Origin of the sequence: Stakelama pacifica (assembly GCF_004361835.1) — a bacterium.
GTDB classification, from domain to species: Bacteria; Pseudomonadota; Alphaproteobacteria; order Sphingomonadales; family Sphingomonadaceae; genus Sphingomonas; species Sphingomonas pacifica.
Genome location: NZ_SNWD01000010.1, coordinates 89216 through 112709 on the forward strand (window position 1 = coordinate 89216; position 23494 = coordinate 112709).

Here is a 23494-nt window from a genome sequence, read left to right on the forward strand (position 1 = left end):
AAGGCAATGGACCTTTTGCAGCGCTCGCCGGTTGTCGAAGGCAGTCAATATTAGATACGTCGATTCGGCACGACGTTAAGGGGGTTCGGGGCGACGTGCGCGTCAATAACGGTGTATCATTGTCTGTACTTGCATGGGCCGGACTGGCCTGTATGTCCCAGCAGGCATTTGCGCAGCAAAGCGGGCAGGCAGCCGGTCAGGCGGCGGCCCAGCAATCGCAATCGCAGACGGATGCGCAGGGCGATAAATCAGTCAACGAACCGATCATTCCCGAAAAACAGTTTGAAGACGCGCTTCCGCCGCTCAGCGACGATATCGATGCGCCGCTCGAACCCATGCCGCAGCAGGGCGCGCAGCAATCGGGCGATACCGGGGACGATAAGGGAGCCGCTCCCGCCGTGTCGGCCGAGCCGATCGACGGCGTGCCCGCCCCTGCCGCGATCGAAGAGCCCGCACCGCTCCCCGATGAGGGCGAGATCGCGCAGCCTTTGCAGCCGATCGGTCAGTTCGACACCCAGCCGCCGCCCGAGATCGCGGGGGTGAAGGACGAAAAGACGGTCGAAATCCCGTACAGCGTCAAGGTCGAAGGTCTGGAGCAGGTCGGGCTGGAAGATCAGTTCCGCGACTATTCCTCGCTGGAGGAAGGCGATGGCGAGGCGGCGAACGCGACCATGGTGTCGGCGCGCGCCAAGGAGGATGAGCAGCTTGCCGTCCGGCTGATGCAATCGCTCGGCTATTATGACGGAACGGCGGTTTCAACGATCGAACAGGCGGGCAAGGATGCGAAGGGTCTGACCGTCACGATCATAGCGACGCCGGGCGAGCGCTACACCTTCGGTTCGATTACGACGAAGGGCGACGCCACCGAGCCGCAGGGGCTGGTCGACAAGGCGCTGCCGTTAAAGGTCGGCGATCCGATCGATGCCGAGCGGGTGCAGGCGGCGGAAGCCAATGTGTCGCTTCGCCTGCCGCAACAAGGCTATCCGTTCTTCAGGCTCGGCGACCGCGACATATTGCTCGACGATGCCGATCACCAGGGCGATTATACACTGCCTTATGATCTGGGGCCGCGCGCATCATTCGGCGGCTTCACGATTCAGGGTGAGGATCGACCGTTCGAAGCCGAGCATGTGAAAGTGCTCTCCCGGTTTGAAAAGGGCGATCTGTATGACAGCCGCAAGGTCGACGATCTGCGTAAGGCGCTGGTCGCGACAGGGCTGTTTTCGACCGTGTCGGTCGAACCGAAGCAGACCGACGAGACCGCACCCGACGGCACGCAATATGTCGACATGCTGGTGCGCGAAGCGGCAGGGCCGCCGCGCACGCTCGCCGGAGAGGCAGGCTATGGCACCGGTGAGGGCTTCCTGCTTCAGGGGTCATGGACGCATCGCAACCTTTTCCCGCCCGAAGGCGCGCTGATCGTCGCGGGCAAGGCCGGGACGCAGGAACAGGGGTTGAGCGGGACGTTCCGCCGCTCCAATGCCGGAAAGCGCGATCGCACGGTCACGCTGGGTCTTTCCGCCGATCATACTGATTATGACGCGTATGAGGCGTATACCGGGCGGCTCTTCGGGCGCATTTCCTATGATTCCACGCCGCTTTGGCAGAAGAAATTCACCTATGGCTATGGCTTCGAACTGATCGGCACCAACGAAGACGTGTATAATTTCGCCGCGGACGAACGGCAGCGAAAGACGTATTTCGTCGCCGCGCTGCCGCTTGATGCGACCTGGGATACGTCGGACAGCCTGCTCAACCCGACGCGCGGGTTCCGGATCAAGGCGAATGTCAGTCCCGAAGCGGCGGTGAAGGGCGGATTCCGGCCCTATGCGCGGATCAGTCTGGAAGGCGATGTCTATTATCCCGCGACCGACAGTCTGGTGCTGGCCGGGCGGCTGGCGGCCGGCACGATTCCGGGGATCGACCGCGACGAATTGCCGCCTTCCCGCCGTTTTTACGCCGGTGGCGGCGGATCGGTGCGCGGCTATGGCTATCGCGAGCTCGGTCCGATCGCGCCTGACGGGAAGCCGATCGGCGGCCTCAGCTTCAACGAATTCTCGCTCGAAGCGCGCTATCGCTTCGGCAATTTCGGAATCGTGCCGTTCATCGATGGCGGTCAGGCCTATGACACCGTCTATCCGCGCGGATCGGACCTTCGCTACGGCGCCGGCATCGGCGGGCGCTTCTATACCAATTTCGGGCCGCTGCGCGTCGACCTTGCGACGCCGCTAAACCCGCGTGAGGGCGATCCGAAGATCGCCGTCTATATCTCGATCGGTCAGGCCTTTTGATGGCGCAGCAATCCGCCCCGGAATATGGTGAGCAGCATGGCGAGACGGTCCATGTCGTGGAAAAACGCCCGCTTTGGCAGCGCGTGCTGAAATGGATCGGCATAGCGGTGGGCTCGCTCGCTGCGCTCGTTATTCTGGTGGTACTCGGCATCAATACCGGGCCGGGGCGCAGCTTTCTCGTCAGCAAGATCAATAATTTCGAACTGGCATCCGGGATGGGATTCCATGTCGGGGAGATTGACGGTTCGCTCTACGGGCGCATGGTGCTGAAGGATGTGCGCATCACCGATACCAGGGGCGTATTCGCGGCATCGCCGAGCATCACGCTCGACTGGCGGCCGTTCGCTTATGTGAACAACCATGTCGATGTGCGCGAACTGTCGAGCCCGCTGATCCGTTTTGCGCGGATGCCGGTGCTGAAGCCCACGCCCGCCAGTAACGATAACGGCCCGCTGCTTCCCGACCTCGATATCGATGTGAACAAGCTGGCGATCGAGCGGCTCGAAATCGGCAGGGCCGTTACCGGTCAGCCGCATATCGCGCAGCTTGCCGGGGAAGTGCATATCGCCGACCGTCGCGCGCAGGTGCAGGCGCAGGCGCGAACGATTGCAGCGCCGGGGATTGCGGGCGGCGACCGGCTGGCGCTGACGCTCGACGCGGTGCCCGATGCCGATAAGCTCGATGTCGATATGAAGCTCGCTGCGCCGGCGAACGGGATGATCGCGGGACTTGCCGGGCTGAAACAGCCGCTGGCGCTGTCGCTTGACGGGAACGGGAGCTGGGCCCGCTGGAACGGGCGGCTTGCCGGGACGCTGGGGGGCAAATCGCTCGCCGATCTGAAGATCGCCGAGGAAAATGGCCGGTTTCAGGTGCGCGGGGTGACGCATCCCGGCCTGTATCTGACCGGGCCGGTCGAGCGGCTGACTCAGCCGGGGCTTCAGGTCGCGCTCGATGCGGCCTTCGACAATCGCGTCGCCGATACGCGGCTCAGGCTGCGCTCGAATGCGCTGGCGCTTTCCACGCAGGGCGTGATCGACCTCGGCAAGAGCGAATTTCACGATTTCCGCGCCGAGGGGCTGTTGCTCACCCCCGGCGCGATTGCCGAAAATCTGCGTGGGCGTTCGGTGCGCGCCGCCGTTGTGCTGGACGGGCCGTTCCAGACCCCGAGCGTGCAATATAAGATCAATGCAGGCGCGATCGGCTTCGGCGAAACCGTGGTCGAGCAGCTTGCTGCCGAGGGGAAGGCCAAGGTCAATGCGGATCGCATCCTGATCCCGGTTCATGCCACTGCGGCAAAGGTTTCGGGATTGAACGCTGCGGCGGGCGGCCTGCTCACCAACCTTGCCATTGACGGCGATTTCGCGATCAGCGGGTCCAAGGTGCTTGCCGACAATCTGCGGCTGCGATCGAGCAAGGTCGATGCGACGGCGATCATCGCGGCTGACCTGGCCGAGGGGCGCTATACCGGCGCGCTGAAAGGGCGGGTGAACGATTATCGGGTCGAGAGTATCGGCATCTTGAACCTTCAGACCGATGCCGATGTCTATTCGGCGCCGCAGGGCGGGTTCGGAATCCGGGGCCATGTCGTGATGCGCACGCAGCGCATCTTCAACGAAGGCGCGCGAAATTTCCTCGGCGGTAATGCCATGGCGCGGGTCAATCTGGACTATACCCCCGAAGGCGTGATCCGCTTTTCGAACCTTGAGGTGCAGGCACCCGAATTCCGGCTGCGCAACGGATCGGGCATGTATGATCCTGCCGGGCCGCTCGCGATCTCGGCGGATGCCTGGTCGGCGCAATATGGCCCGATACAGGCGCGGGTGACGGGCAGCATGGCGCGACCGGTGGTGAATGTGCGCGCGGCGAAGCCGGGGCTGGGCGTGGGCCTTGCTGATCTGAAAGCGCAGATTCGCGGCAATGCCGGTGCCTATGCGGTGCAGGCGAGCGGCGACACCGATTACGGGCCGTTCCGCGCCGACATGCTGGTCGATACCGGCAACCGGCTGAGCGTCGACATTCGCGACGGTCGCTTTGCGGGCATGGATATCAGCGGAAAGGTGCAGCAGACGGCAGCGGGTCCCTTTGCGGGCAAGGTCCGCTTCGCCGGATCGGGCATTAACGGCAGCGCCGATCTTTCCGCAAAGGGCCAGTATCAGCATGCCGAGGTCGACGCCCTCGCAAACAATGCGGTCATTCCGGGCACGGCAGGTCTGACCATCGGCAGGGCGATCATCGACGCGAGCGCGACGATGGTGCCGGGCAAACCCGAGGTGGTCGCCGATGCGCAGATCGCTGCCTTCAAAATGGGCGATTTTGTTATCAAGGCAGCGCGCGCCAAAGTGAATTATCGCGGCGGTCAGGGCACGGCGCAGATCGTCGCGAACGGATCGTCAAGCGTACCGTTCGAACTCGCCGCCAATGCGCGGCTCAGCCCGGAGCAATATCTCGTCGCGCTGAAGGGCAAAGCGAACGGCATCGCCTTCCGCACCGCCAATCCCGCAAAGATCGCGAAGACCGATAGCGGCTATGCGCTGTCGCCGACCCAGATCGATCTGGACGGCGGCAAAATCCGGCTCGCCGGGAATTTCGGACCCGGCATTTCGATGAAGGCGCGGCTCGATTCGCTTGATATGTCGATCGCCAACGCCTTTGTGCCGGGTCTTGGCGTCGGCGGGCAGGCGAGCGGCAGCCTCGATTTCGCGCAGGAGGGCAATAGCTTTCCCAAGGCCGAAGCGCGGCTGAACATCGCCGGGTTCCAGCGGACGAGCATCGCGCGCGTTTCCGACCCGGTGAATATCGAATTTGTCGGACGGCTGGTGCCCGACGGCGGCGAGGCGAGGGCACTGATCAAGCGCGGCACGACGACGGTGGGCCGCATGGTCGCGACGTTGCAACCGCTGCCGCCGGGAACGGGTGCATGGCAGACGCGGCTGATGGCCGCTCCGCTGGGCGGCGGCATTCGCTATAACGGGCCGTCGGACGTGCTGTTCTCCTTTGCCGGGCTGTCGGGCCAGACGCTGTCGGGACCGATCGCGCTTGCCGCCAATTTCAGCGGGCGGGTGCGCTCGCCGCAGCTGACCGGCGTCGTGCGCGCGCAGAATCTGCGCTATGAGAACCAAAATTACGGCACGCGGCTGACCGGCATGTCGATCGACGGGCAGTTCAACAATGACCAGCTCGTCCTCAACAAGCTGCATGCGCAGGCGGGCGACGGCACGGTCGATGCCAGCGGTCGCGTCGGGCTGGCGGCCGATTCAGGCTTCCCGATCGATATCACCGCAAAGCTCAACAAGGCGCGGCTGGCGCGCAGCGATGCGCTGGGCGCGACGGCCAGCGGCGAAATCCGCGTGCTCAACCGGCAGGGCGAGCAGCCGTCGATCACCGGCGAAATCCGCATTCCCGAAGCGCGCTATCAGATCATCCGGCAGGGTTCGGCCGACGTGCCGCAACTGACCGGGATCCGGCGCAAGGGGCAGAAGCTTCAGGACAATAAGGACGCGCAAAGCGGTCCTCCGGGCCTGTTCCGGCTCGATATCCGGCTGCGCGCCGATAATCAGCTCTACGTGTCTGGCATGGGGCTGGAGTCCGAATGGAGCGCTGACCTGCGCGTGACCGGCACATCGGCCGATCCGCGCGTTCGCGGCACGCTGGAAATCGTTCGCGGCACCTATTCCTTTGCCGGCAACCGGTTCGACGTGACGCAGGGTGTGGTGAGCTTCGAAGGCGGTGCGATCAGCGATCCGCAGATCAATATTCAGGCGAGCACCGAAACCGACGGCATCACCGCCACGATCAATGTGACGGGCAGCGCGCAGGACCCGCAGGTGACGTTCAGCAGCTCGCCCGCGCTGCCGCAGGACGAAGTGCTCTCGCGCCTGCTCTTCGGCAGTTCGGTAACCGATCTGTCGGCGACCGAGGCGTTGCAGCTTGCCGCGTCGCTCAATTCGCTGCGCGGATCGGGCGGCGGCGGGTTGAACCCGCTCGGCAAGTTGCGCTCGGCGACGGGGATCGACCGGCTGCGCGTGCTGGGCGGCGATGATGCCACCGGGCGCGGTACGTCGGTTGCCGCAGGGAAATATATCACCAACGATATCTATGTAGAGATTATCACCGACGCGAAGGGCTTTACTGCAACGCAGCTCGAAATCTCGCTCACCAAGGCGCTCAGTATCCTGTCGCAAACCGCAAGCTCGGGCGGGTCGAGCGCCAGCCTGCGCTATTCGAAGGACTATTGACGCACAGCGATGCGCCGCCTTTGTTCGCACGAGAGCAAAGGCGGGAGGAGCGGATGAGCGAAGATTTCGATGTGATCGTGGTCGGCGCCGGGCTTTCCGGGGTCAGCGCCGGCTATCATCTCCAGCGCGATTGCCCGACACGCAGCTATGCGATTCTGGAAGCGCGCGATGCGATGGGCGGGACATGGGATTTGTTCCGCTATCCCGGCATCCGCTCGGACAGCGACATGCACACCCTCGGCTTTTCCTTCCGCCCCTGGCGGGGGGAGAAGGCGATTGCCGATTGGTTCGTCGATCCTGCGTTATGTGGAGGATACCGCGCGCGAATATGGCATCGACCGGCATATCCGCTACGGCCACCGCGTGCGCAGCGCGAACTGGACGGCTGAGGATGCGCGCTGGACGCTCGAGGTCGAGCAGGGCGGCGAGACGCGCCCCTTCACCTGTAACTTCCTCTTCCTGTGCGCCGGCTATTATGATTATGCGCAAGGGCATGATCCCGCTTTTGCCGGAGCGGAGACGTTTGGCGGGCGGATCGTCCATCCGCAATTCTGGCCCGAAGACATGGATTATTCGGGCAAGCGCGTCGCGGTGATCGGCAGCGGGGCGACCGCAGTGACGCTGGTCCCGGCGATGGCGGAGCGCGCCGCGCATGTGACCATGGTGCAGCGATCGCCGACCTATATCGTATCGCGCCCCGGCCGGGATGCGGTTGCGGAGCGGCTCCGCTCATGGCTTCCGGAAGGTGCGGCCTATGCGATCACCCGCTGGAAGAATGTGCTGTTGCAGCTGTTCTTCTTCACCCTGTTTCGCAAACGCCCGCAAGCGGCGAAGCGGCGGCTGATCGCGATGGTGAAGGATCAGCTTGGTCGCGGGCGGGATGTCGAAACGCATTTCACCCCGCGCTACGATCCGTGGGACCAGCGGCTGTGTCTGGTCCCCGACGGCGACTTGTTCGCGGCGATGCGCGAAGGGCGGGCGTCGGTGGTGACCGGCGGCATCGAGCGATTTACGCCGGGCGGTATCCGCGTGAAGTCGGGCGAGGAAGTGCCCGCCGATATCATCGTCACCGCGACCGGGCTTCGCATGAAGCTGATGGGCGGCATCACGCTCCGCATCGACGGCGAGCCGGTCGATCCCAGCCGCTCCTATAGCTATAAGGGGCTGATGCTGTCGGACATTCCCAATCTGGCGGTGACGTTCGGCTATACCAATGCCTCCTGGACGCTGAAGGCTGACCTCACCGCCGCTTATGTCTGCCGCCTGCTCAACGCGATGCGGCGGCGGGGCCTGCGGCAGTGCACCCCGCGTCTTGCCCAGACGATGGAGGAGCTGCCGTTTCTCGATTTCAATTCGGGCTATGTGCTGCGGGCTAAGGATCAGCTTCCGCGCCGGGGCACGCGCGGGCCCTGGCGCGTGAACCAGAATTATCTGAAGGATATCATCGCCATGCGCTTCGGCTCGGTCGACGATCAGATGGAATTTTCCAATCCGGTTCCGGAAGGCTCGGCTGACAGGGCATGATTTTTTCGTGACAAGTCCTGCACGCATGTCCATTTTTTCCGCAACGCAGCGAGGATTTGTTCGTTACGCCCCCGGGAGGCATCTGAATCATGAACCAAATCGCGTCCGACGTGTCGCCATCCACAAACATCGGCATCCCCGAAATGCCGCCGCCGTCACTGCTGCGCGATGCCAGCCTGTTCCTCGATTTCGACGGTACGCTGGTTGAGATCGCATCGCGCCCCGACGGGGTGTCGGTCGATGACCGGCTGCGCCGCCTGATCACGCGACTGGGCGAGCGGCTGGACGGCCGCATGGCGGTGGTCAGCGGGCGTCCGGCAGATACGATCACGCACTATCTGGGCGAAGGCTTCGCGATCAGCGGAAGCCATGGGCTGGAGATGCGCTGGGCGGACGGTCGCCGCGATGCGCCCGACCGGCCGCATGGACTGGTTGAAGCGATGGCCGAAATGCGCCGCTTCGCCGATGGCCATGATGGTATCCTGATCGAGGAAAAGCCGTTCGGTGTCGGGCTTCACTATCGCGAGGCGAGCAGCGCGGCGGCAGAAGCGGCGGCGCGCGATATTTCCGAACGGCTCGCGCGCGAAACCGGCATGCAGCTGCAATCGGGCAAGAAGGTGTTCGAACTGCGCGCAGCGGGCGCCGATAAGGGGCAGGCGATAGCGGCGTTCCTGCAAAGCGCGCCCTTTGCCGGGCATAAGCCGCTATTCCTTGGCGATGACGATACCGACGAACATGGTTTCGTCGTGGTCCGCGATCTGGGCGGTGCGGGCATATTGGTGGGGGACCCGCGCGAAACGGCGGCGCGCTATCGCCTCGGCGGGGTGAGCGACGTTCTGGAATGGCTGGAAACGGCAGTGGAGGCACTATGACAAGCACGCCCGATATGGACCTCTGGCCGATCGGCAATTGTCAGGTTGCCGGTCTGATCGACCGTTCCGCGCGGCTGGTATGGGGGTGCGTTCCCCGGTTCGACGGCGATCCCGCCTTTTCCTCGCTGCTGTCGGGCAAGGATCCGTCTTCGGACGATGCGGCGGGGCTTTGGGCGATCGATCTGGAAGATTGCGTCTCGATCGATCAGGAATATGTTCGCAACACTGCGATCCTGCGCAGCGTGCTGACCGATCATCACGGCAATTCGGTCGAGCTGATCGATTTCTGCCCGCGCTTTCAGCGGCTGGGGCGCACCTATCGCCCGGTATCGTTCGTCCGCATCGTTCGCCCGTTAAGCGGATCGCCGCGCATTCGCGTGCGGCTGCGCCCGACGCGCAACTGGGGCGATCCCAATGTCGTGCGGACCAGCGGGTCGAACCATATCCGCTATCTGCTCGAAGGCGTGCAACTGCGCCTTTCCACCAATGCGCCGGTCGGCCTGTTGCAGGAAGAGCGCGCATTTCGCGTCGAAAAGCCGCTGCATTTCTTCCTCGGCCCCGATGAGAGTTTTTCCGGCGATATCGCGCTCAGCATCGAAGAAATGCTGCGCTATACCACGCAGCATTGGCAGGAATGGACTCGTGGCCTCGCCACCCCGTTCGAATGGCAGGAAGTGGTCATCCGCTGCGCGATCACCCTGAAGCTCTGCCAATATGAGGAAACGGGGGCGATTGTCGCTGCGCTCACCACCTCAATCCCCGAACATGAAGGGTCGGAGCGCAACTGGGACTATCGCTATTGCTGGATACGCGATGCCTATTACACGGTGCAGGCGCTGAACCGGGTCGGTGCGCTCGACGTGCTGGAGGGCTATCTCAGCTATCTGCGCAATATCGTCGATGAAGCCAAAGGCGGGATGATCCAGCCGCTATACGGCGTGCTGGGCGAAGCGACGCTGATCGAACGCGTCGCGCCGCGCCTTGCCGGGTATCGCGGGCAGGGACCGGTTCGCGTCGGCAATCAGGCCTATGAACAGATTCAGCACGATGCCTATGGCCAGATCGTCCTGTCCAACGTTCAGGCGTTTTTCGATCACCGCCTGTTCCGCATTGCGGGCCGCGAGGATTTCGAATCGCTCGAACGCGTGGGCGAACGGGCATGGGAGCTGTATGACAAGCCCGATGCCGGGCTGTGGGAACTGCGCACCCGGCAATCGGTGCATACCTATTCGGCGGCGATGTGCTGGGCCGCGTGCGACCGGCTCGCCAATGCGGCGGAGCGGCTGGAACTTCCCGAACGGCGCGATTTCTGGGCGGATCGTGCGGATACGATGCGCGCGAAGATCGAGCAATCGGCCTGGCGCGAAGACACCAACCGCATGTCGGCGACCTTTGCCGGCGACGATCTCGACGCCAGTTTGCTCCAGCTGCTCGAACTACGATTCCTCTCGCCAGACGATCCAAGATTTCGCGGAACTTTGGAGGCAACTGAACAAGGGTTAAGGCGCGGGTCGCATATGCTGCGCTATGCGACCGAAGATGACTTCGGATTGCCGCATACGGCATTCAATGTATGCACTTTCTGGCTGATCGAGGCGCTGCACTTCACCGGACGGAACGCGGACGCCCGCGAATTGTTCGAAGAAATGCTATCCCGCCGGACGGCTGCCGGATTGTTGTCCGAAGACATCGATCCTGCCAGCGGGGAGTTGTGGGGCAATTATCCCCAGACCTACTCGCTCGTCGGGATGATCAACTGTGCCGTGCTGCTGAGCCAACCCTGGAGCGCTATACGATGAGCCGCCTGATTATCATTTCGAACCGCGTTTCCGCGCCCAAGGATTCCAATTCGGGCGCACAGGGCGGCCTCGCCGTGGCGCTGGCGGCGGCGCTTCGCGAAAATGGCGGAATCTGGTTCGGATGGTCGGGCGATGTGACCGAGGAATTTACCGGCGACATCAATTTCCAGCGCCGGGCCGGAGTAACGGCGGCGACGATCGACCTCGAACAGCAGGATGTCGAGGAATATTATAACGGTTACGCCAATCGGACGCTGTGGCCGCTTTTTCATTACCGGATCGATCTTGCCGAATATGAGCGCGGCTTTGCGGGCGGCTATGTCCGTGTGAACGACCGGTTCGCGGACACCGTTCGCCCGTTGATCGAGCCGGAAGATGTGGTCTGGATTCAGGACTATCACATGTTCCCGCTGGGCCAGGCGCTGCGTGATCGCGGGTGCCGGAACCGGATCGGTTTTTTTCTGCACATCCCCTGGCCGCCCCGCCGCCTGCTCGGGACGCTTCCCGAAGCGGCCGATCTGGTGCGCACCATGTTCGCGTATGATGTGGTCGGTTTTCATACCGAGGAATGGCTGGAATCGTTCCGCGACTTCGCGGTGAAGGATCTCGGCGCAGAGCTTGGCGAGGATAATACGCTTAAACTGGGCGATCGGACGCTAAAGGCGATCGCTGCGCCGATCGGCATTGACTGCAAGGAGTTTGTCGAGGGCGCGAACAGCCCGGCAGCGCGGCTTGCCTTTCGCCAGATGCGCGACAGCGCGGTCGGCCGCGACATGATCGTCGGCGTCGACCGGCTCGATTATTCGAAAGGGCTCGAAGAGCGGTTTCGCGGCTATGAGCGCTTTCTGGAGCGCCATCCCGAAGAGCGCAAGGAAGTGTTCCTGCTGCAGATAGCACCGCCGTCGCGTGCAGGGGTCGAGAGCTATCAGAAGATTCGCACCACGCTGGAAGGGCTCGCCGGTTACATCAACGGGCGCTATGCCGATGTCGACTGGGTGCCGATCCGCTATGTCAATCAGGGCTATCCGCGCGACCAGCTTGCCGGGATTTACCGCGCGGCGCGGATCGGGCTGGTGACGCCGCTGCGCGACGGGATGAATCTGGTCGCGAAGGAATATGTCGCGGCGCAGGACCCGGAAAATCCCGGCGTGCTGATCCTGTCGAACTTCGCGGGCGCGGCGGCACAGCTTCGTGAGGGCGCGGTGCTCATCAACCCCTATAGCGCCGAGGAAATGTCCGACGCGATCATTCAGGCGCTGCGCATGGAACGGCAGGAGCGGATCGACCGCTGGCGCGTGATGATGGACAATGTCGAAAAGGAAGATGTGATCTGGTGGCGCAAACGCTTCACCAGCGTCCTGATGGGAACGGAGCAGGAAACCGAACCCGCCGAATGACTCGGCTGCGTTTCCCGCCGCGCGATCGGGCGGCGGGGCGGACGCGTCAGGGTTCGAGGTGCAGCTTCATGCCGACATGGCTGGATACGAAGCCCAGCCGTTCGTAAAAGCCATGCGCGCGGGTGCGGGCGCGGTTCGACGTCAGCTGCACCACCCGGCAACCGCGTTCGCGCGCGCGATCGATCGCCCAGCGCATCATCGTCTGACCATGGCCGCGCCCGCGTACGCTTTCGTCGATCCGCACCGCTTCGATCAGCGCCCGCCAGCCGCCATGGAAAAGCAGGCCGGGGATGAAGCTCAGCTGAAACGTGCCGACCACGCGCCCCTCGGCTTCGGCGACGAGCAGGCGGTTGCGTGGATCGCTGTCGATCGCATCGAATGCCTCGCGATAGCCGGGATCGAGCGGCGGGCCGGGCGAGTCATTCTCTCCCCCCATCTGATCCTGTGCCAGCAGCGCGATGATCGCTGGCAGATCGTCCGCCGTCGCGTCGCGGATGGTGAGGTCGCTCACATCCTTACTCCGTCAAAATTGCCGTTTCCGCCCCAACGGGCGGGGCGGGAATGGGTTCACTCCACCGCCTCGATGCGGATGAGGACGGTCCCCTCTTTCACCTGATCGCCGGTCTTTGCCGACAGTTCGGCAACAGTCCCTGCAAAGGGGGCGGTGAGCACATGCTCCATCTTCATTGCTTCGAGCGTCAGCAGCTTTTGCCCGTCGTTGACGCTGTCGCCCTCGGCAATATCGACCGAGATGACCTTGCCCGGCATCGGCGCCTTGATCCCGCCATCGCCGCCCGCTCCCGCCGCACGAGCAATGGCGTGCGGCGTTTCGAACAGAAAGGCGTTGCCGCGCTCGAACACCAGCACGCCGTCCTGATCCACCTCACGCGGAAGAAACGCGTCGGGTGGCGATTGCACCAGATCGAAGACGCGCACATCGCCCTTGTGCACCACCGCAGTCAGCGAGCGGGCGGGGGCGTTCAGGCGAAAGCCCGACCATTGGCTCCAAGGGCCATGGTCGGTGAGGCGTTCCGCCGTTCCGTCGATTTCAGCGCGTGCAGCGGCGCCAATCCACCACGCCGCCTCGGAAGGTTCGGCAGCGCCGGTTAACCGGTCGAGATGGTCGCCGATAAAGCCGGTGGTGACGTCTGCAGCCCTGAATTCAGCTGTGGTGAGGCAGTTGCGCAGGAACGCGGCGTTCGTTTTTACCGGCCAGATCGCGACATCGTCGATCGCCTCGGCCAGCGCGTCGATCGCTGCTTCCCGGTCGCCTTCATGGACGATCAGCTTGGCGATCATCGGATCGTAAAAAGGCGTGACCGCGTCGCCCTCCATCACCGCGCTGTCGGCGCGGATCGTGTCGGGTAGCGAGAAGATGCGCAAAGGGCCGGTCGAGGGCAGGAAGCCGGTAACCGGGTCCTCGGCATAGAGCCGCGCTTCGACTGCATGGCCGGTAATGGTGAGGTCGTCCTGCGCGCAGGGCAGCGCCTCGCCGCTCGCCACGCGCAGTTGCCACTCCACCAAATCCTGTCCGGTAACCGCTTCGGTCACCGGATGTTCGACCTGAAGCCGGGTGTTCATTTCCATGAACCAAGTGCGATCCGCCGACAGCCCCTGGGATGCATCGGCGATGAATTCAATCGTGCCTGCACCGACATAGTGTACCGCCTGCGCCGCGCGCACGGCTGCGGCGCAGATTTCAGCGCGCGCCGCCTCGCTCATGCCGGGCGCGGGGGCTTCCTCGATTACCTTCTGGTGGCGGCGTTGCAGCGTGCAGTCGCGTTCGAACAGATGCACGACATTGCCATGGCTGTCGCCGAACACCTGCACCTCGATATGGCGGGGGGTGAGAATATACTTCTCGATCAGCACCCGGTCGTCGCCGAACGAGGCAGACGCCTCACGCTTGCACGATGCGAGCATGTCGGCGAAGTCGGCGGGGGAATCGACGCGGCGCATCCCCTTGCCGCCGCCGCCCGCAACCGCCTTGATCAGCACGGGATAGCCGATCTCGTCCGCTTTGGCCTGCAGCGTGTCGGGAGACTGGTCCTCGCCCAGATAGCCGGGCGTGGTGGGTACGCCCGCTTCCTGCATCAGCTTCTTTGCGGCGTCTTTCAGCCCCATGGCGCGGATGCTGCTCGCATCCGGCCCGACCCAGATCAGGCCAGCCGCCTTCACTGCATCGGCAAAATCGGCATTTTCGGAAAGGAAGCCATAGCCGGGATGGATCGCCTCCGCGCCGGTCTCTTGCGCCGCCGCGATGATCCGGTCGCCAAGCAGATAGCTTTCCGCCGCGGGGGAGGGGCCGATATGCACTGCCTCATCCGCTTCACGCACATGCAGCGCATGCGCGTCGGCGTCCGAATAGACGGCAATGGTGCGGATGCCGAGGCCACGCGCGGTGCGGATGATCCGGCAGGCGATTTCGCCGCGATTGGCGATGAGCAGGGATTTCATCATGGTCTGCCTCACATCCGGAAAATGCCGAAGCGCGGCGCTTCGGGAACAGGGGCATTGGCGCAGACGGCCAGGGCAAGGCCAAGCACGTCGCGCGTCTGGGCAGGATCGATGATCCCGTCATCCCATAGCCGCGCGGTCGCGTGCCAGGGATTACCCTCCTCCTCATATTTCGCGCGGATCGGTGCCTTGAATTCCTCGGCCTGCTCGTCGCTCCAGCTATCGGCGTCACGATGCACGGTGGCGAGGACGCTGGCCGCCTGTTCGCCGCCCATCACGCTGATCCGGCTATTGGGCCAGGTGAACAGGAAGTTGGGCGAATAGGCCCGGCCGCACATGCCGTAATTGCCCGCGCCGAAGCTGCCGCCGATCAGCACGGTAATCTTTGGCACCTGCGCGGTGGCGACGGCAGTGACCAGCTTCGCGCCATGTTTGGCGATCCCCTCCGCCTCATAGCTGCCGCCGACCATGAAGCCGGAGACATTCTGCAGGAACAGCAGCGGGATTTTGCGCTGGCACGCAAGCTCGATGAAATGCGCGCCCTTTTGCGCGCTTTCCGAAAAGATCACGCCATTATTGGCGAGGATCGCAACCGGCTGATCATGGATATGCGCAAAGCCGCACACCAAGGTATCGCCGTAAAGCGGTTTGAATTCATGAAACTCGCTGCCATCGACCAGCCGCGCAATGACTTCATGCACGTCATAGGGTGCGCGAACATCTTGCGGAATGATGCCGTATAGTTCCTCTGCCTCGAACCGTGGTTCACGGGCAAGGTCGCGCGGCGGGGTGCCGCCTTCGGGCATGGGCAGGGTGGACACGATATCGCGGACGATGGCGAGCGCGTGATGGTCGTTCTCAGCAAGATGATCGACCACGCCCGAGGTGCGCGCATGAAGGTCGCCGCCGCCAAGATCCTCCGCGCTGATTTCCTCGCCCGTCGCTGCCTTTACCAGCGGCGGCCCGGCGAGGAAGATCGTGCCCTGTTCGCGCACGATAATACTCTCATCGGACATCGCAGGAACATAGGCGCCGCCTGCGGTGCAGCTTCCCATGACACAGGCGATCTGGGCGATACCCTGCGCCGACATCTGCGCCTGATTGTAGAAGATGCGCCCGAAATGATCACGATCGGGAAAGACCTCTGCCTGATGCGGCAGGTTCGCGCCGCCCGAATCGACCAGATAGATGCAGGGGAGCCGGTTCTGCATCGCGATTTCCTGCGCGCGCAGATGCTTCTTCACCGTCATCGGATAATAGGTGCCGCCCTTCACCGTGGCGTCATTGGCGACGACCATCACCTGACGCCCGCAAATCCGCCCGATACCGGTGATCAGCCCCGCGCCCGGCACTTCGCCGTCATACATGTCGCATGCGGCGAGCTGGCTGAGTTCGAGAAACGGCGCGCCGGGATCGAGCAGCAGCTCGACTCGTTCGCGCGGCAGCAGCTTGCCGCGCGCCACATGACGTTCCCGGCTCCGTTCGCTGCCACCCAGCGCCGCAGCCGCTACATCGGCGCGCAGCCGCTGCGCAAGCAATTGATTATGTTCAGCCTTACGGGCGAAGTCCTCGCTATCCGCACTGATACGCGATTGCAGGGCAGGGGCGCTCATGCTGCGTCGTCATCCTCTCTTATCGTTTCACATCGGCCCTAACGATCAGGGGAGGAATTGGGAAGCGTAGCGCGATCAGATCATCGCTGCGGAAAGATCTCCCGCCGGACCTTCATCGACCCAGCGGATACTACCGCGCCCCGATCGCTTGGCGGAATACATAGCGGTATCGGCACGATCGAGAAGCTCGGTGATCGACCCTGCCTCGCGAATGTTCAGAACCGTGATGCCGATGCTCGCCGATATCTCGACCGGGGAATCGCGCAGATTGCGGGTATGGCGACAGGCACCGATCAGGCGGGCAGCGAGCGCAGTCGCTTCCTGCCGCGAAAACAGATGTTCGGATGCCACCACGAATTCATCGCCGCCGATCCGCGCCACCACGGCATGTTTCCCGCTTACCAAGAGGAAGCGTTCGGCAAGCTCGGCGAGCAGCGCATCGCCCTGACGATGGCCATGGGTGTCGTTCACTGCCTTGAACCCGTCAAGGTCGATATAGAGCAGATAGCGATTTCCCCGATCCGGTTCGCCGCCATCGGGCAGCGCCTCGACCGTTTCGATAAAGCCCTGACGACTATAGCATTTGGTCAGTCCGTCATAGCAGATGACGCGGTGCAATCGCTGATTGGCCTGGTGCAGCTCTTCGGTACGTTCATCGACCAGCCGGTCGAGATAGCGCAAGGTCGCCTGCACCCGCTTGTGTGCCACGCCGCGATCATGGGTCAGTGCGGCAAGCAGCAGCCCGCTTACCCCCAAAGCGATCAGAAACCCCTGAAGCAGGAATATATTGATCGACGGTTCCGCCCAGGCGGCGAAGGGGCCGAACCCGGCGGCAGTCATGCCTGCGGCGATCAGGCCCACGCCGAACGTGACCGTGGCCGTCGCACGCCTTCCGGCATGGACCGCGAGCAGCGTGATTGCCGGGAACAGCACAAAACTGATCGGGAGAAAGGGCAGGCCGATGGTCCGCGACCAGTCGCAGAATACCAGCACCGCGAGCGCGAGCGCGAGCGATATCTCGCCCAGCGATCGGGAGAGCGGCGTCGTTTCACGCGACAGGAGAAACCGGCAAAAAGGGGTAACGATGACGAAGGCGGTCATGTCGCCCAACGTCCACCGCGTCCAGGTGATGAGCGATTGCGGCGAATGCCATCCTTCAAAGGCAAGCGTGCCGATCGGCGAGGAGATGCCGACGCTGACGATCAGGGTTACCGCGAGAAACCGGACGACCGCGCCGGGAGAGTCGCCGATGCGAAGATCAGGTCCGGTAAGCCGGACCAGCAGGCGATATACAAGTCCCGCTTGCAACCCGTTGGCCAGCGCGATCACCGCCGCGTTCATGACCGGCATGTCCATCACGAACGTTTCGGTCGTGTAAGACGCGATAATGATCCCCGCCATGGCCGCTTTGCCGAATTTGCGGACAAGCAGCGGCGCAATCCCGTTGGAGAACCAGATCGGAACCCAGAAGGGCGAACCCGATCCGTCGGGCATCAGCCATAAAAATAAGAAATTTGCTTGTGTTAATACAAAGCAGAAGCTGGCCAGCAGCATCGCCAGAAGCAATGTTGCCGCCGGTCCTTCCTGTAGAGGAAGGCGGAAAGCGCCACTATCTATTGGCCGAATCAAAGGCTTCGCTTCTGCCGAATAAACCTCTATCGTCCTTGCTATATCACGGCGCTGCCGTCCAGTGTGAACGGTAACGCCATCACAAGCGCCTGATCATGAACGCATGTGTGCGCGGCGGCAGCGGCGGCGATGGTGCGGTCGTCCCTCGCGGTTCCATGCGCGACCGGATATTCCTACGTAGGACAAAAGGCGGAATATCCGGCCACGCATGGATGCCGGAGCAGCGCTCCGACATAGAACGGGGAGGGAAAGCGTTTACACACCGATAAGTTCCCGCCCGATCAGGTAACGCCGTATCTCGTTAGTGCCGGCACCGATATCGTATAACTTTGCGTCACGAAGAAGGCGCTCGACGGGCCATTCCTTGGTATAGCCCGCGCCGCCCAGCGCCTGGATCGCTTCCAGCGCCGATTTCACCGCATTCTCGGAAGCGAGCAGGATCGCGCCTGCCGCGTCGAAACGCGTCGTCTTCCCGGCATCGCAGGCGCGTGCCACCGAATAGACATAGGCACGCGCCGAATTGAGCGCGACATACATATCGGCGACCTTCGCCTGAATGAGCTGGAAACTGCCGATCGGCGTCCCGAACTGGCTGCGTTCGCGGACATAGGGCAGAACGGTGTCGAGACAGGCCTGCATGATACCCAGCGGCCCCGCAGCAAGCACGGCGCGTTCATAGTCGAGCCCGCTCATCAGCACCGTAGCGCCGCGATTGACTTCGCCCAGCACATTTTCGGCCGGAACTTCGCAATTGTCGAAGACCAGCTCGGCGGTGTCCGAACCGCGCATGCCCATTTTGTCGAGCTTTTTCGAAACCGAGAAACCGGCGAAATCGCGCTCGATCAGAAATGCGGTGATTCCCTTCGGTCCCGCGTCGGTATCGGTCTTGGCATAGACCACCAGCGTATTGGCTTCCGGAGCGTTGGTGATCCAGAATTTGGTACCGTTCAGCACATAGGCGTCATTGCCCTTCGCTTCCGCCTTGAGCTTCATCGAGATGACATCGGAGCCCGATCCGGCCTCTGACATGGCAAGGCTGCCGACATGTTCGCCGGAGATCAGCTTGGGCAGATAGCGCTTTTTCTGGTCCGCATTGCCCCAGCGGCGGATCTGGTTGATGCACAGATTGGAATGCGCGCCGTAGGACAGCCCGATCGAGGCCGAGGCGCGCGAAATTTCCTCCATCGCCACGCAATGTTCGAGATAGCCGAGCCCCAGACCGCCAAATTCCTCCTCGACCGTGATGCCGTGAAGACCCAGCTCGCCCATTTGCGGCCATAGTTCGCGGGGAAATTTGTTGGTTTCGTCCACCTCTGCCGCGATCGGTGCGATTTTGTCGGCGGCAAAGCGCTGCGTGGTGTCGCGGATCATATCGGCGGTTTCGCCGAGCGCGAAATCCATGGTCGGTTGCATCGTCACTCCTAAACTTCTCATATTTCTATGGCGAGGCGATTAGCCGGTGGCGAGGCGAAGGTCCATGGCGCGCGGTTCAGGCGGCGCTGTCGTTCCGGGGTGCCGCCACCGCGTCGGCGAGCGCGAGGATCCGTCTGGCATCATCGACATGAAGCTGCTCGACCATCTGCCCGTCGATCCGTGCGACGCCAAGCCCCTGTGCCCGCGCAGCATCCCATGCGGTCACGATCGAACGAGCACGCTCGATTTCTCCGGCATCAGGCGCGAAAATGCGGTTGGCCGTGTCGATCGTCGATGGATGGACCAGAGTCTTTCCGTCAAAACCCATATCGCGCCCCTGCATGCAGTCGCGTTCAAATCCTTCGGCATCGTCCAGGTCGAGATACACCCCGTCGATCGCGGCTCGCCCGAAGGCTCGCGCTGCGAGAAGGATCGACGCCAATGCGGGCAGCAACGGCGCCCGGCCCGGCACATGGCGGGCGTGCAGATCCTTGGCGAGATCGTTGGTGCCCGCGATCAGCCCGGCAACCGAAGACACGCCAGCGATTTCACCTGCTCTTAAAACGCCGAGCGGCGTTTCGATCATGCACCACAAAGCAAGCGAGGTCCGCGTTTCGGCTTCGGCAAGCATCGCCGCGCTCTCGACCTTGGGAAGCAGCAGGCCGTCGAGCGGAAGGCGCGCGGCGAGCGCAAAATCCTCCGCAATCCGCAGCCCGCCGACGCGAAGGATGAGTTCGCAATGCCGTTTCTCCCAGCCGGAAACTGCCTGCTCGATCGCATCGCGCGCTGCCGCTTTGCGATCGGGGGCGACCGCATCCTCCAGATCGATGATGATCGAATCGACGGGCAGGGTCTTGGCCTTTTCAAGCGCGCGGGCCTTGTCGCCGGGAACATAGAGCATGGAACGGCGTGGGCGGGTCGACATGGCTTGCTCTCCTTTCGCGCGAATTCGCCGGTGGGAATCGATCGGGCAGCGATAGCAGCGATTCCGGGCACGAACAGCGCCGGGTGCCCGACCGCTGCCCACCATCAGGCGTTGCGCACGCCCGACAGCAATTCCGGGTCGAAATCATCGCCATGCAGCACCGAAATATCGCCGGTGGTTTCGAGAACGACCGCGCGCACTTTGGACAGTTGGAGCGCATTTGCGGCGCGAAGCTTTGCGATGACGTCGCTTTTTGCCACCCGGCTTTCGGTCAGCGCCGATTCGATGAACCGGCCGTCGCGCATCAGCAGCACCGGTTCATTCTCGACCGTTCGCTGCGCATAGGTGGATTTTCTGCGCATCTTCGCCAGAACGAACTGCATGGCGAGCAGCGCGAATATGGCTATCCCCGCCTGAAGAAAGGCGGGCCATGCGCTTGATGAGGCAGCGGTCGCGAGAAGCGATCCGACCGCCAGAGTGACCACGAAATCGAACGCGGTCATTTTCGAAAAGGCGCGAAGCCCGATGAACCGTACGACCAGAATCACCCAGGCAAGGCCGATCATGGCGAGAACAAGACCGCGCAGCAGCGCGTCGGGAGTGGGGGACAGGCCGAACATGATAGACAGTACGCATGAATCGCGGCTTGGATGCGTCGGCAGCGCAATCGCCCGATGCAATCGGGCATAGCCGCCCCATATAGCGGGTATGAGCCGATTGATCGTCTGGCACGATGGAGCATGTCCGCTATGCGCGGCGGAGATCGCGCTGATGCGTCGACTGGACCGGCGCGGTGCGATCTGCTTCATCGATGCGCAGGCGGCGAGGGATGAAGCCTGCCCGGTCGATCGCGCTGAATTGCTGGCGCGTTTTCATGCGAGCGAGGATGGCCGGCTGCTTTCCGGCGCTGCGGCCTTTGCGGCGATGTGGCGCGCCATACCGCTGTTGCGCCCGCTGGGCCTTGCCGCGCGCTCGCCGCTGATTCTGAGCATTCTGGAGCGCGGCTACCGTCGGTTTTTGCGGGCCCGCCCGAAACTGCAACGCTTATTCCGTGAGAAGAGACCGACAGCATGAGTGACGACAGCGACGCGCGTTCGCGCGGGCGGCAGGTGCCGCGTGGCCGGATTTCGCGCTTCGGTGCGTTCGGCCGGCTTGCGGGAGGCGTCGCTGGCGGCATGGCGGCGGAGGGCGTCCGGCGTCTTGCCGGGGGTGAGCGGCCCAATATGCGTGATATGCTGCTCACCCCGGCCAATATCGGCAAGGTAGCCGACCGGCTGTCGCATCTGCGCGGCGCGGCGATGAAGCTCGGCCAGATGATCTCGATGGATGCGGGCGATATGCTGCCGCCGGAGCTCGCCGATATCATGGCGAGGCTGCGCGACAATGCGCATCATATGCCGCCCGCCCAGTTGCAGAAGGTGCTGGCGCGCGAATGGGGAAGCGACTGGCGCACCCGGTTTCAACGGTTCGATGCCCGGCCGATCGCCGCTGCCTCGATCGGGCAGGTGCACCGCGCGGTGGCGCTGGACGGGCGCGAACTCGCGATCAAGGTGCAATATCCGGGCGTGCGCGAAAGCATCGATTCGGATGTCGATAATGTCGCCGCACTGCTCCGGATATCGGGGCTGCTCCCGCGTGAGCTCGATATCGCGCCGCTGCTCGAAGCGGCAAAGGTGCAGCTTGCCGAAGAAGCCGATTATGCGCGCGAAAGCGAGCAGATGGCGCGTTTCGGCGAATTGCTGGCCGATCGCCCCGAATTTCTGGTGCCGGTGCCCGCGCCGGACTTCACGACCGGACAGGTGCTTGCCATGACCTATCTGGAGGGGCGCCCGATCGAGGCGCTGGAAAGCGAGCCGCAGGCGGTGCGCGATTCGGCGATGGCGATGCTGATCGGGCTGGTGCTGCGCGAATTGTTCGAGTTCGGCGTGATGCAGACCGACCCTAATTTCGCCAATTATCGCTATCAACCGGATACGGGGCGGCTGATCCTGCTCGATTTCGGCGCGGCTCGGCCCGTCGCGCCTGCAACGACCGCGGGATATCGGCGGCTGCTCGAAAGCGGATTATCGAACGATCGCGATGCGGTGCGCGACGCCGCCATCGCCGCAGGCTTTCTGGGCGAAGCAGCTGCCGAGCGGCATCGGGTGCTGGTGAACCGGATGATCGATATCATCCTTGGCGAACTCAACCGGGCAGGACCTTTCGATTTCGGTGACCGGCGGTTCGTCGCCACGCTGCGCGAGGATGGCGGCGAGATCGCCGCCGATCGTGCGACCTGGCACGTCCCGCCCGCCGACATATTGTTCGTGCAGCGCAAGATCAGCGGCACCGCGCTGCTCGCCGCGCGGCTGAAGGCGCAGGTTGATGTTCGCGCGATGGTTGAGCGCGAGCTTGCGCGAACGCGCGGCTAAACACGCTCGCCCCGGCCGAAATCATCGGATATGCGAGCCCGATATCGGACGCGGTTAAGGGAAATACGCTATGCTGGAAGTCTGTGTCGATGACGCTGCCGGGATCGATGCGGCCTTGAGCGGCGGCGCGGACCGGCTGGAACTGGCATCCGCGCTTGCGCTTGGCGGACTGACCCCGCCCGAATCGCTGGTTCGCTATGCCACCCGGCAGCCGATTGCGGTGCATCTGCTCGCCCGTCCGCGCGACGGCGGTTTTCGCTATGGTGCCGCTGACGCCGCGCTGGTCGCCGACGATATCCGCCTTGCCGCCGAAGCGGGGCTGGCGGGCGTGGTCATCGGCGCGAGCGGTGAGGATCGTACGCTGGACGAGGGGTTGCTCAGCCAATGGGTCGCGCATGCCCGTGCGCTGGGAGAGGCACGCGGAGCGCCGCTGTCGCTGACCCTGCACCGCGCGTTCGATCTGTGTCCCGATCTCGACGCAGCGCTCGACAGCGCAATCGCGCTCGGGTTCGACCGTATTCTGACCTCGGGTGGAGCGCCGCGCGCGCCGGATGCGCTGCCAGTTCTGGCGCGACTGCATCAGCGCGCCGGGGGACGGATCATCCTGCTTGCCGGAAGCGGGGTCGACCCTTCCAATGCCGAAGCGATTCTGGCGACCGGCGTGCGCGAACTGCATTCCTCCTGCAGCACCGCTGCCGCTATGCATGACGATACGAGTCCTGAGGTCCGTTTTGGTTTCGAACCGGCCGGAAAGAAGCGGACAGACGCGCGAAAAGTAGCGGAAATGCGCCAGATTATTTCACAGGTGCGATATAACTTGAACCATACCAATACCTAACTTATTGGATACCCTTCCAGCTTTAGGAAAGGGGGCAGCGTGGTAGAGGGCACCGCCGGTCCGGCATCCGAACGGGATGTCGCGACCACA

General features: G+C 63.4%; 15 protein-coding genes and 1 pseudogene. 9 read left to right on the plus strand and 7 right to left on the minus strand.

Annotated elements, in window-relative coordinates; translation table 11 throughout:
* Positions 1-152 precede the first annotated feature (152 nt).
* The 6 genes and pseudogenes from EV664_RS13915 to EV664_RS13940 all read left to right on the plus strand — a co-directional run bounded on the left by EV664_RS13915 (position 153) and on the right by EV664_RS13940 (position 12118).
* Positions 153-2291: a BamA/TamA family outer membrane protein gene (locus EV664_RS13915; protein WP_133496329.1), complete on the plus strand. Its 2139-nt coding sequence runs from the start codon at positions 153-155 to the stop codon at positions 2289-2291.
* Positions 2291-6526 carry a translocation/assembly module TamB domain-containing protein gene (locus tag EV664_RS13920; protein ID WP_133496330.1) on the plus strand — a complete coding sequence of 1412 codons (4236 nt, stop codon included), beginning with the start codon at positions 2291-2293 and terminating at the stop codon, positions 6524-6526. The genes EV664_RS13915 and EV664_RS13920 overlap by 1 nt, the downstream gene beginning before the upstream one ends.
* Positions 6527-6579: 53 nt before the next feature.
* A pseudogene (locus tag EV664_RS13925) lies at positions 6580-8050 on the plus strand (flavin-containing monooxygenase).
* Positions 8051-8139: 89 nt separating this feature from the next.
* Positions 8140-8922, plus strand: coding sequence for a trehalose-phosphatase (gene otsB, locus EV664_RS13930; protein WP_188656439.1), 783 nt, complete (start codon positions 8140-8142; stop codon positions 8920-8922).
* The gene (locus EV664_RS13935; protein ID WP_133496331.1) at positions 8919-10721 is read left to right on the plus strand and encodes a glycoside hydrolase family 15 protein; all 1803 of its coding nucleotides are present in this window, start codon (positions 8919-8921) and stop codon (positions 10719-10721) included. Before otsB ends, EV664_RS13935 begins: the two co-directional genes overlap by 4 nt.
* Positions 10718-12118, plus strand: coding sequence for an alpha,alpha-trehalose-phosphate synthase (UDP-forming) (locus EV664_RS13940; RefSeq protein ID WP_133496332.1), 1401 nt, complete (start codon positions 10718-10720; stop codon positions 12116-12118). Before EV664_RS13935 ends, EV664_RS13940 begins: the two co-directional genes overlap by 4 nt.
* 46 nt (positions 12119-12164) lie before the next feature.
* Here the strand turns inward: EV664_RS13940 and EV664_RS13945 are convergent, their stop codons facing one another.
* From EV664_RS13945 to EV664_RS13975, 7 genes are all read right to left on the minus strand, one after another.
* Positions 12165-12629, minus strand: coding sequence for a GNAT family N-acetyltransferase (locus EV664_RS13945; protein WP_133496333.1), 465 nt, complete (start codon positions 12627-12629; stop codon positions 12165-12167).
* Positions 12630-12685: 56 nt separating this feature from the next.
* Positions 12686-14578, minus strand: a complete 1893-nt coding sequence (locus EV664_RS13950) for an acetyl/propionyl/methylcrotonyl-CoA carboxylase subunit alpha (RefSeq protein WP_133496334.1) — start codon at positions 14576-14578, stop codon at positions 12686-12688.
* Positions 14579-14586: 8 nt separating this feature from the next.
* Positions 14587-16188: a carboxyl transferase domain-containing protein gene (locus EV664_RS13955; RefSeq protein ID WP_133496335.1), complete on the minus strand. Its 1602-nt coding sequence runs from the start codon at positions 16186-16188 to the stop codon at positions 14587-14589.
* Between the two features lie 75 nt (positions 16189-16263).
* Positions 16264-17682 (minus strand): diguanylate cyclase domain-containing protein, encoded by a 1419-nt coding sequence (locus EV664_RS13960; RefSeq protein ID WP_162848862.1) that lies wholly within the window; start codon positions 17680-17682, stop codon positions 16264-16266.
* A gap of 390 nt (positions 17683-18072) precedes the next feature.
* Positions 18073-19230, minus strand: coding sequence for an isovaleryl-CoA dehydrogenase (locus tag EV664_RS13965; protein WP_211338515.1), 1158 nt, complete (start codon positions 19228-19230; stop codon positions 18073-18075).
* Between the two features lie 76 nt (positions 19231-19306).
* A complete protein-coding gene (locus tag EV664_RS13970; RefSeq protein ID WP_133496337.1) occupies positions 19307-20155 on the minus strand; it encodes an HpcH/HpaI aldolase/citrate lyase family protein in 849 nt (282 codons plus the stop codon).
* A 104-nt stretch (positions 20156-20259) separates the two neighbouring features.
* Positions 20260-20775 (minus strand): DUF421 domain-containing protein, encoded by a 516-nt coding sequence (locus tag EV664_RS13975; protein WP_133496338.1) that lies wholly within the window; start codon positions 20773-20775, stop codon positions 20260-20262.
* A gap of 88 nt (positions 20776-20863) precedes the next feature.
* On the opposite strand from EV664_RS13975, the gene EV664_RS13980 reads away from it, so the two are divergent.
* The 3 genes from EV664_RS13980 (at position 20864) to EV664_RS13990 (ending at position 23404) form a co-directional block, all read left to right on the plus strand.
* Complete coding sequence (locus EV664_RS13980) at positions 20864-21229, plus strand: thiol-disulfide oxidoreductase DCC family protein (RefSeq protein ID WP_133496339.1); 366 nt, start codon at positions 20864-20866, stop codon at positions 21227-21229.
* Entirely contained in the window at positions 21226-22566 is a 1341-nt protein-coding gene (locus tag EV664_RS13985) for an ABC1 kinase family protein (protein WP_133496340.1), read from the plus strand. Before EV664_RS13980 ends, EV664_RS13985 begins: the two co-directional genes overlap by 4 nt.
* A gap of 70 nt (positions 22567-22636) precedes the next feature.
* Entirely contained in the window at positions 22637-23404 is a 768-nt protein-coding gene (locus EV664_RS13990) for a copper homeostasis protein CutC (protein WP_133496341.1), read from the plus strand.
* The last annotated feature ends 90 nt before the right edge of the window (positions 23405-23494 follow it).

Bases quoted from the DNA above. Each gene is read 5' to 3' on its own strand.
- EV664_RS13975 (WP_133496338.1), bottom strand. From the start codon at position 20,775: ATGTTCGGCCTGTCCCCCACTCCCGACGCGCTGCTGCGCGGTCTTGTT.
- EV664_RS13940 (WP_133496332.1), top strand. From the start codon at position 10,718: ATGAGCCGCCTGATTATCATTTCGAACCGCGTTTCCGCGCCCAAGGAT.
- EV664_RS13920 (WP_133496330.1), top strand. From the start codon at position 2,291: ATGGCGCAGCAATCCGCCCCGGAATATGGTGAGCAGCATGGCGAGACG.
- EV664_RS13990 (WP_133496341.1), top strand. From the start codon at position 22,637: ATGCTGGAAGTCTGTGTCGATGACGCTGCCGGGATCGATGCGGCCTTG.
- EV664_RS13955 (WP_133496335.1), bottom strand. From the start codon at position 16,188: ATGAGCGCCCCTGCCCTGCAATCGCGTATCAGTGCGGATAGCGAGGAC.
- EV664_RS13965 (WP_211338515.1), bottom strand. From the start codon at position 19,230: ATGCAACCGACCATGGATTTCGCGCTCGGCGAAACCGCCGATATGATC.
- EV664_RS13950 (WP_133496334.1), bottom strand. From the start codon at position 14,578: ATGATGAAATCCCTGCTCATCGCCAATCGCGGCGAAATCGCCTGCCGG.
- EV664_RS13985 (WP_133496340.1), top strand. From the start codon at position 21,226: ATGAGTGACGACAGCGACGCGCGTTCGCGCGGGCGGCAGGTGCCGCGT.
- otsB (WP_188656439.1), top strand. From the start codon at position 8,140: ATGAACCAAATCGCGTCCGACGTGTCGCCATCCACAAACATCGGCATC.
- EV664_RS13980 (WP_133496339.1), top strand. From the start codon at position 20,864: ATGAGCCGATTGATCGTCTGGCACGATGGAGCATGTCCGCTATGCGCG.
- EV664_RS13915 (WP_133496329.1), top strand. From the start codon at position 153: ATGTCCCAGCAGGCATTTGCGCAGCAAAGCGGGCAGGCAGCCGGTCAG.
- EV664_RS13960 (WP_162848862.1), bottom strand. From the start codon at position 17,682: ATGCCCGACGGATCGGGTTCGCCCTTCTGGGTTCCGATCTGGTTCTCC.
- EV664_RS13970 (WP_133496337.1), bottom strand. From the start codon at position 20,155: ATGTCGACCCGCCCACGCCGTTCCATGCTCTATGTTCCCGGCGACAAG.
- EV664_RS13935 (WP_133496331.1), top strand. From the start codon at position 8,919: ATGACAAGCACGCCCGATATGGACCTCTGGCCGATCGGCAATTGTCAG.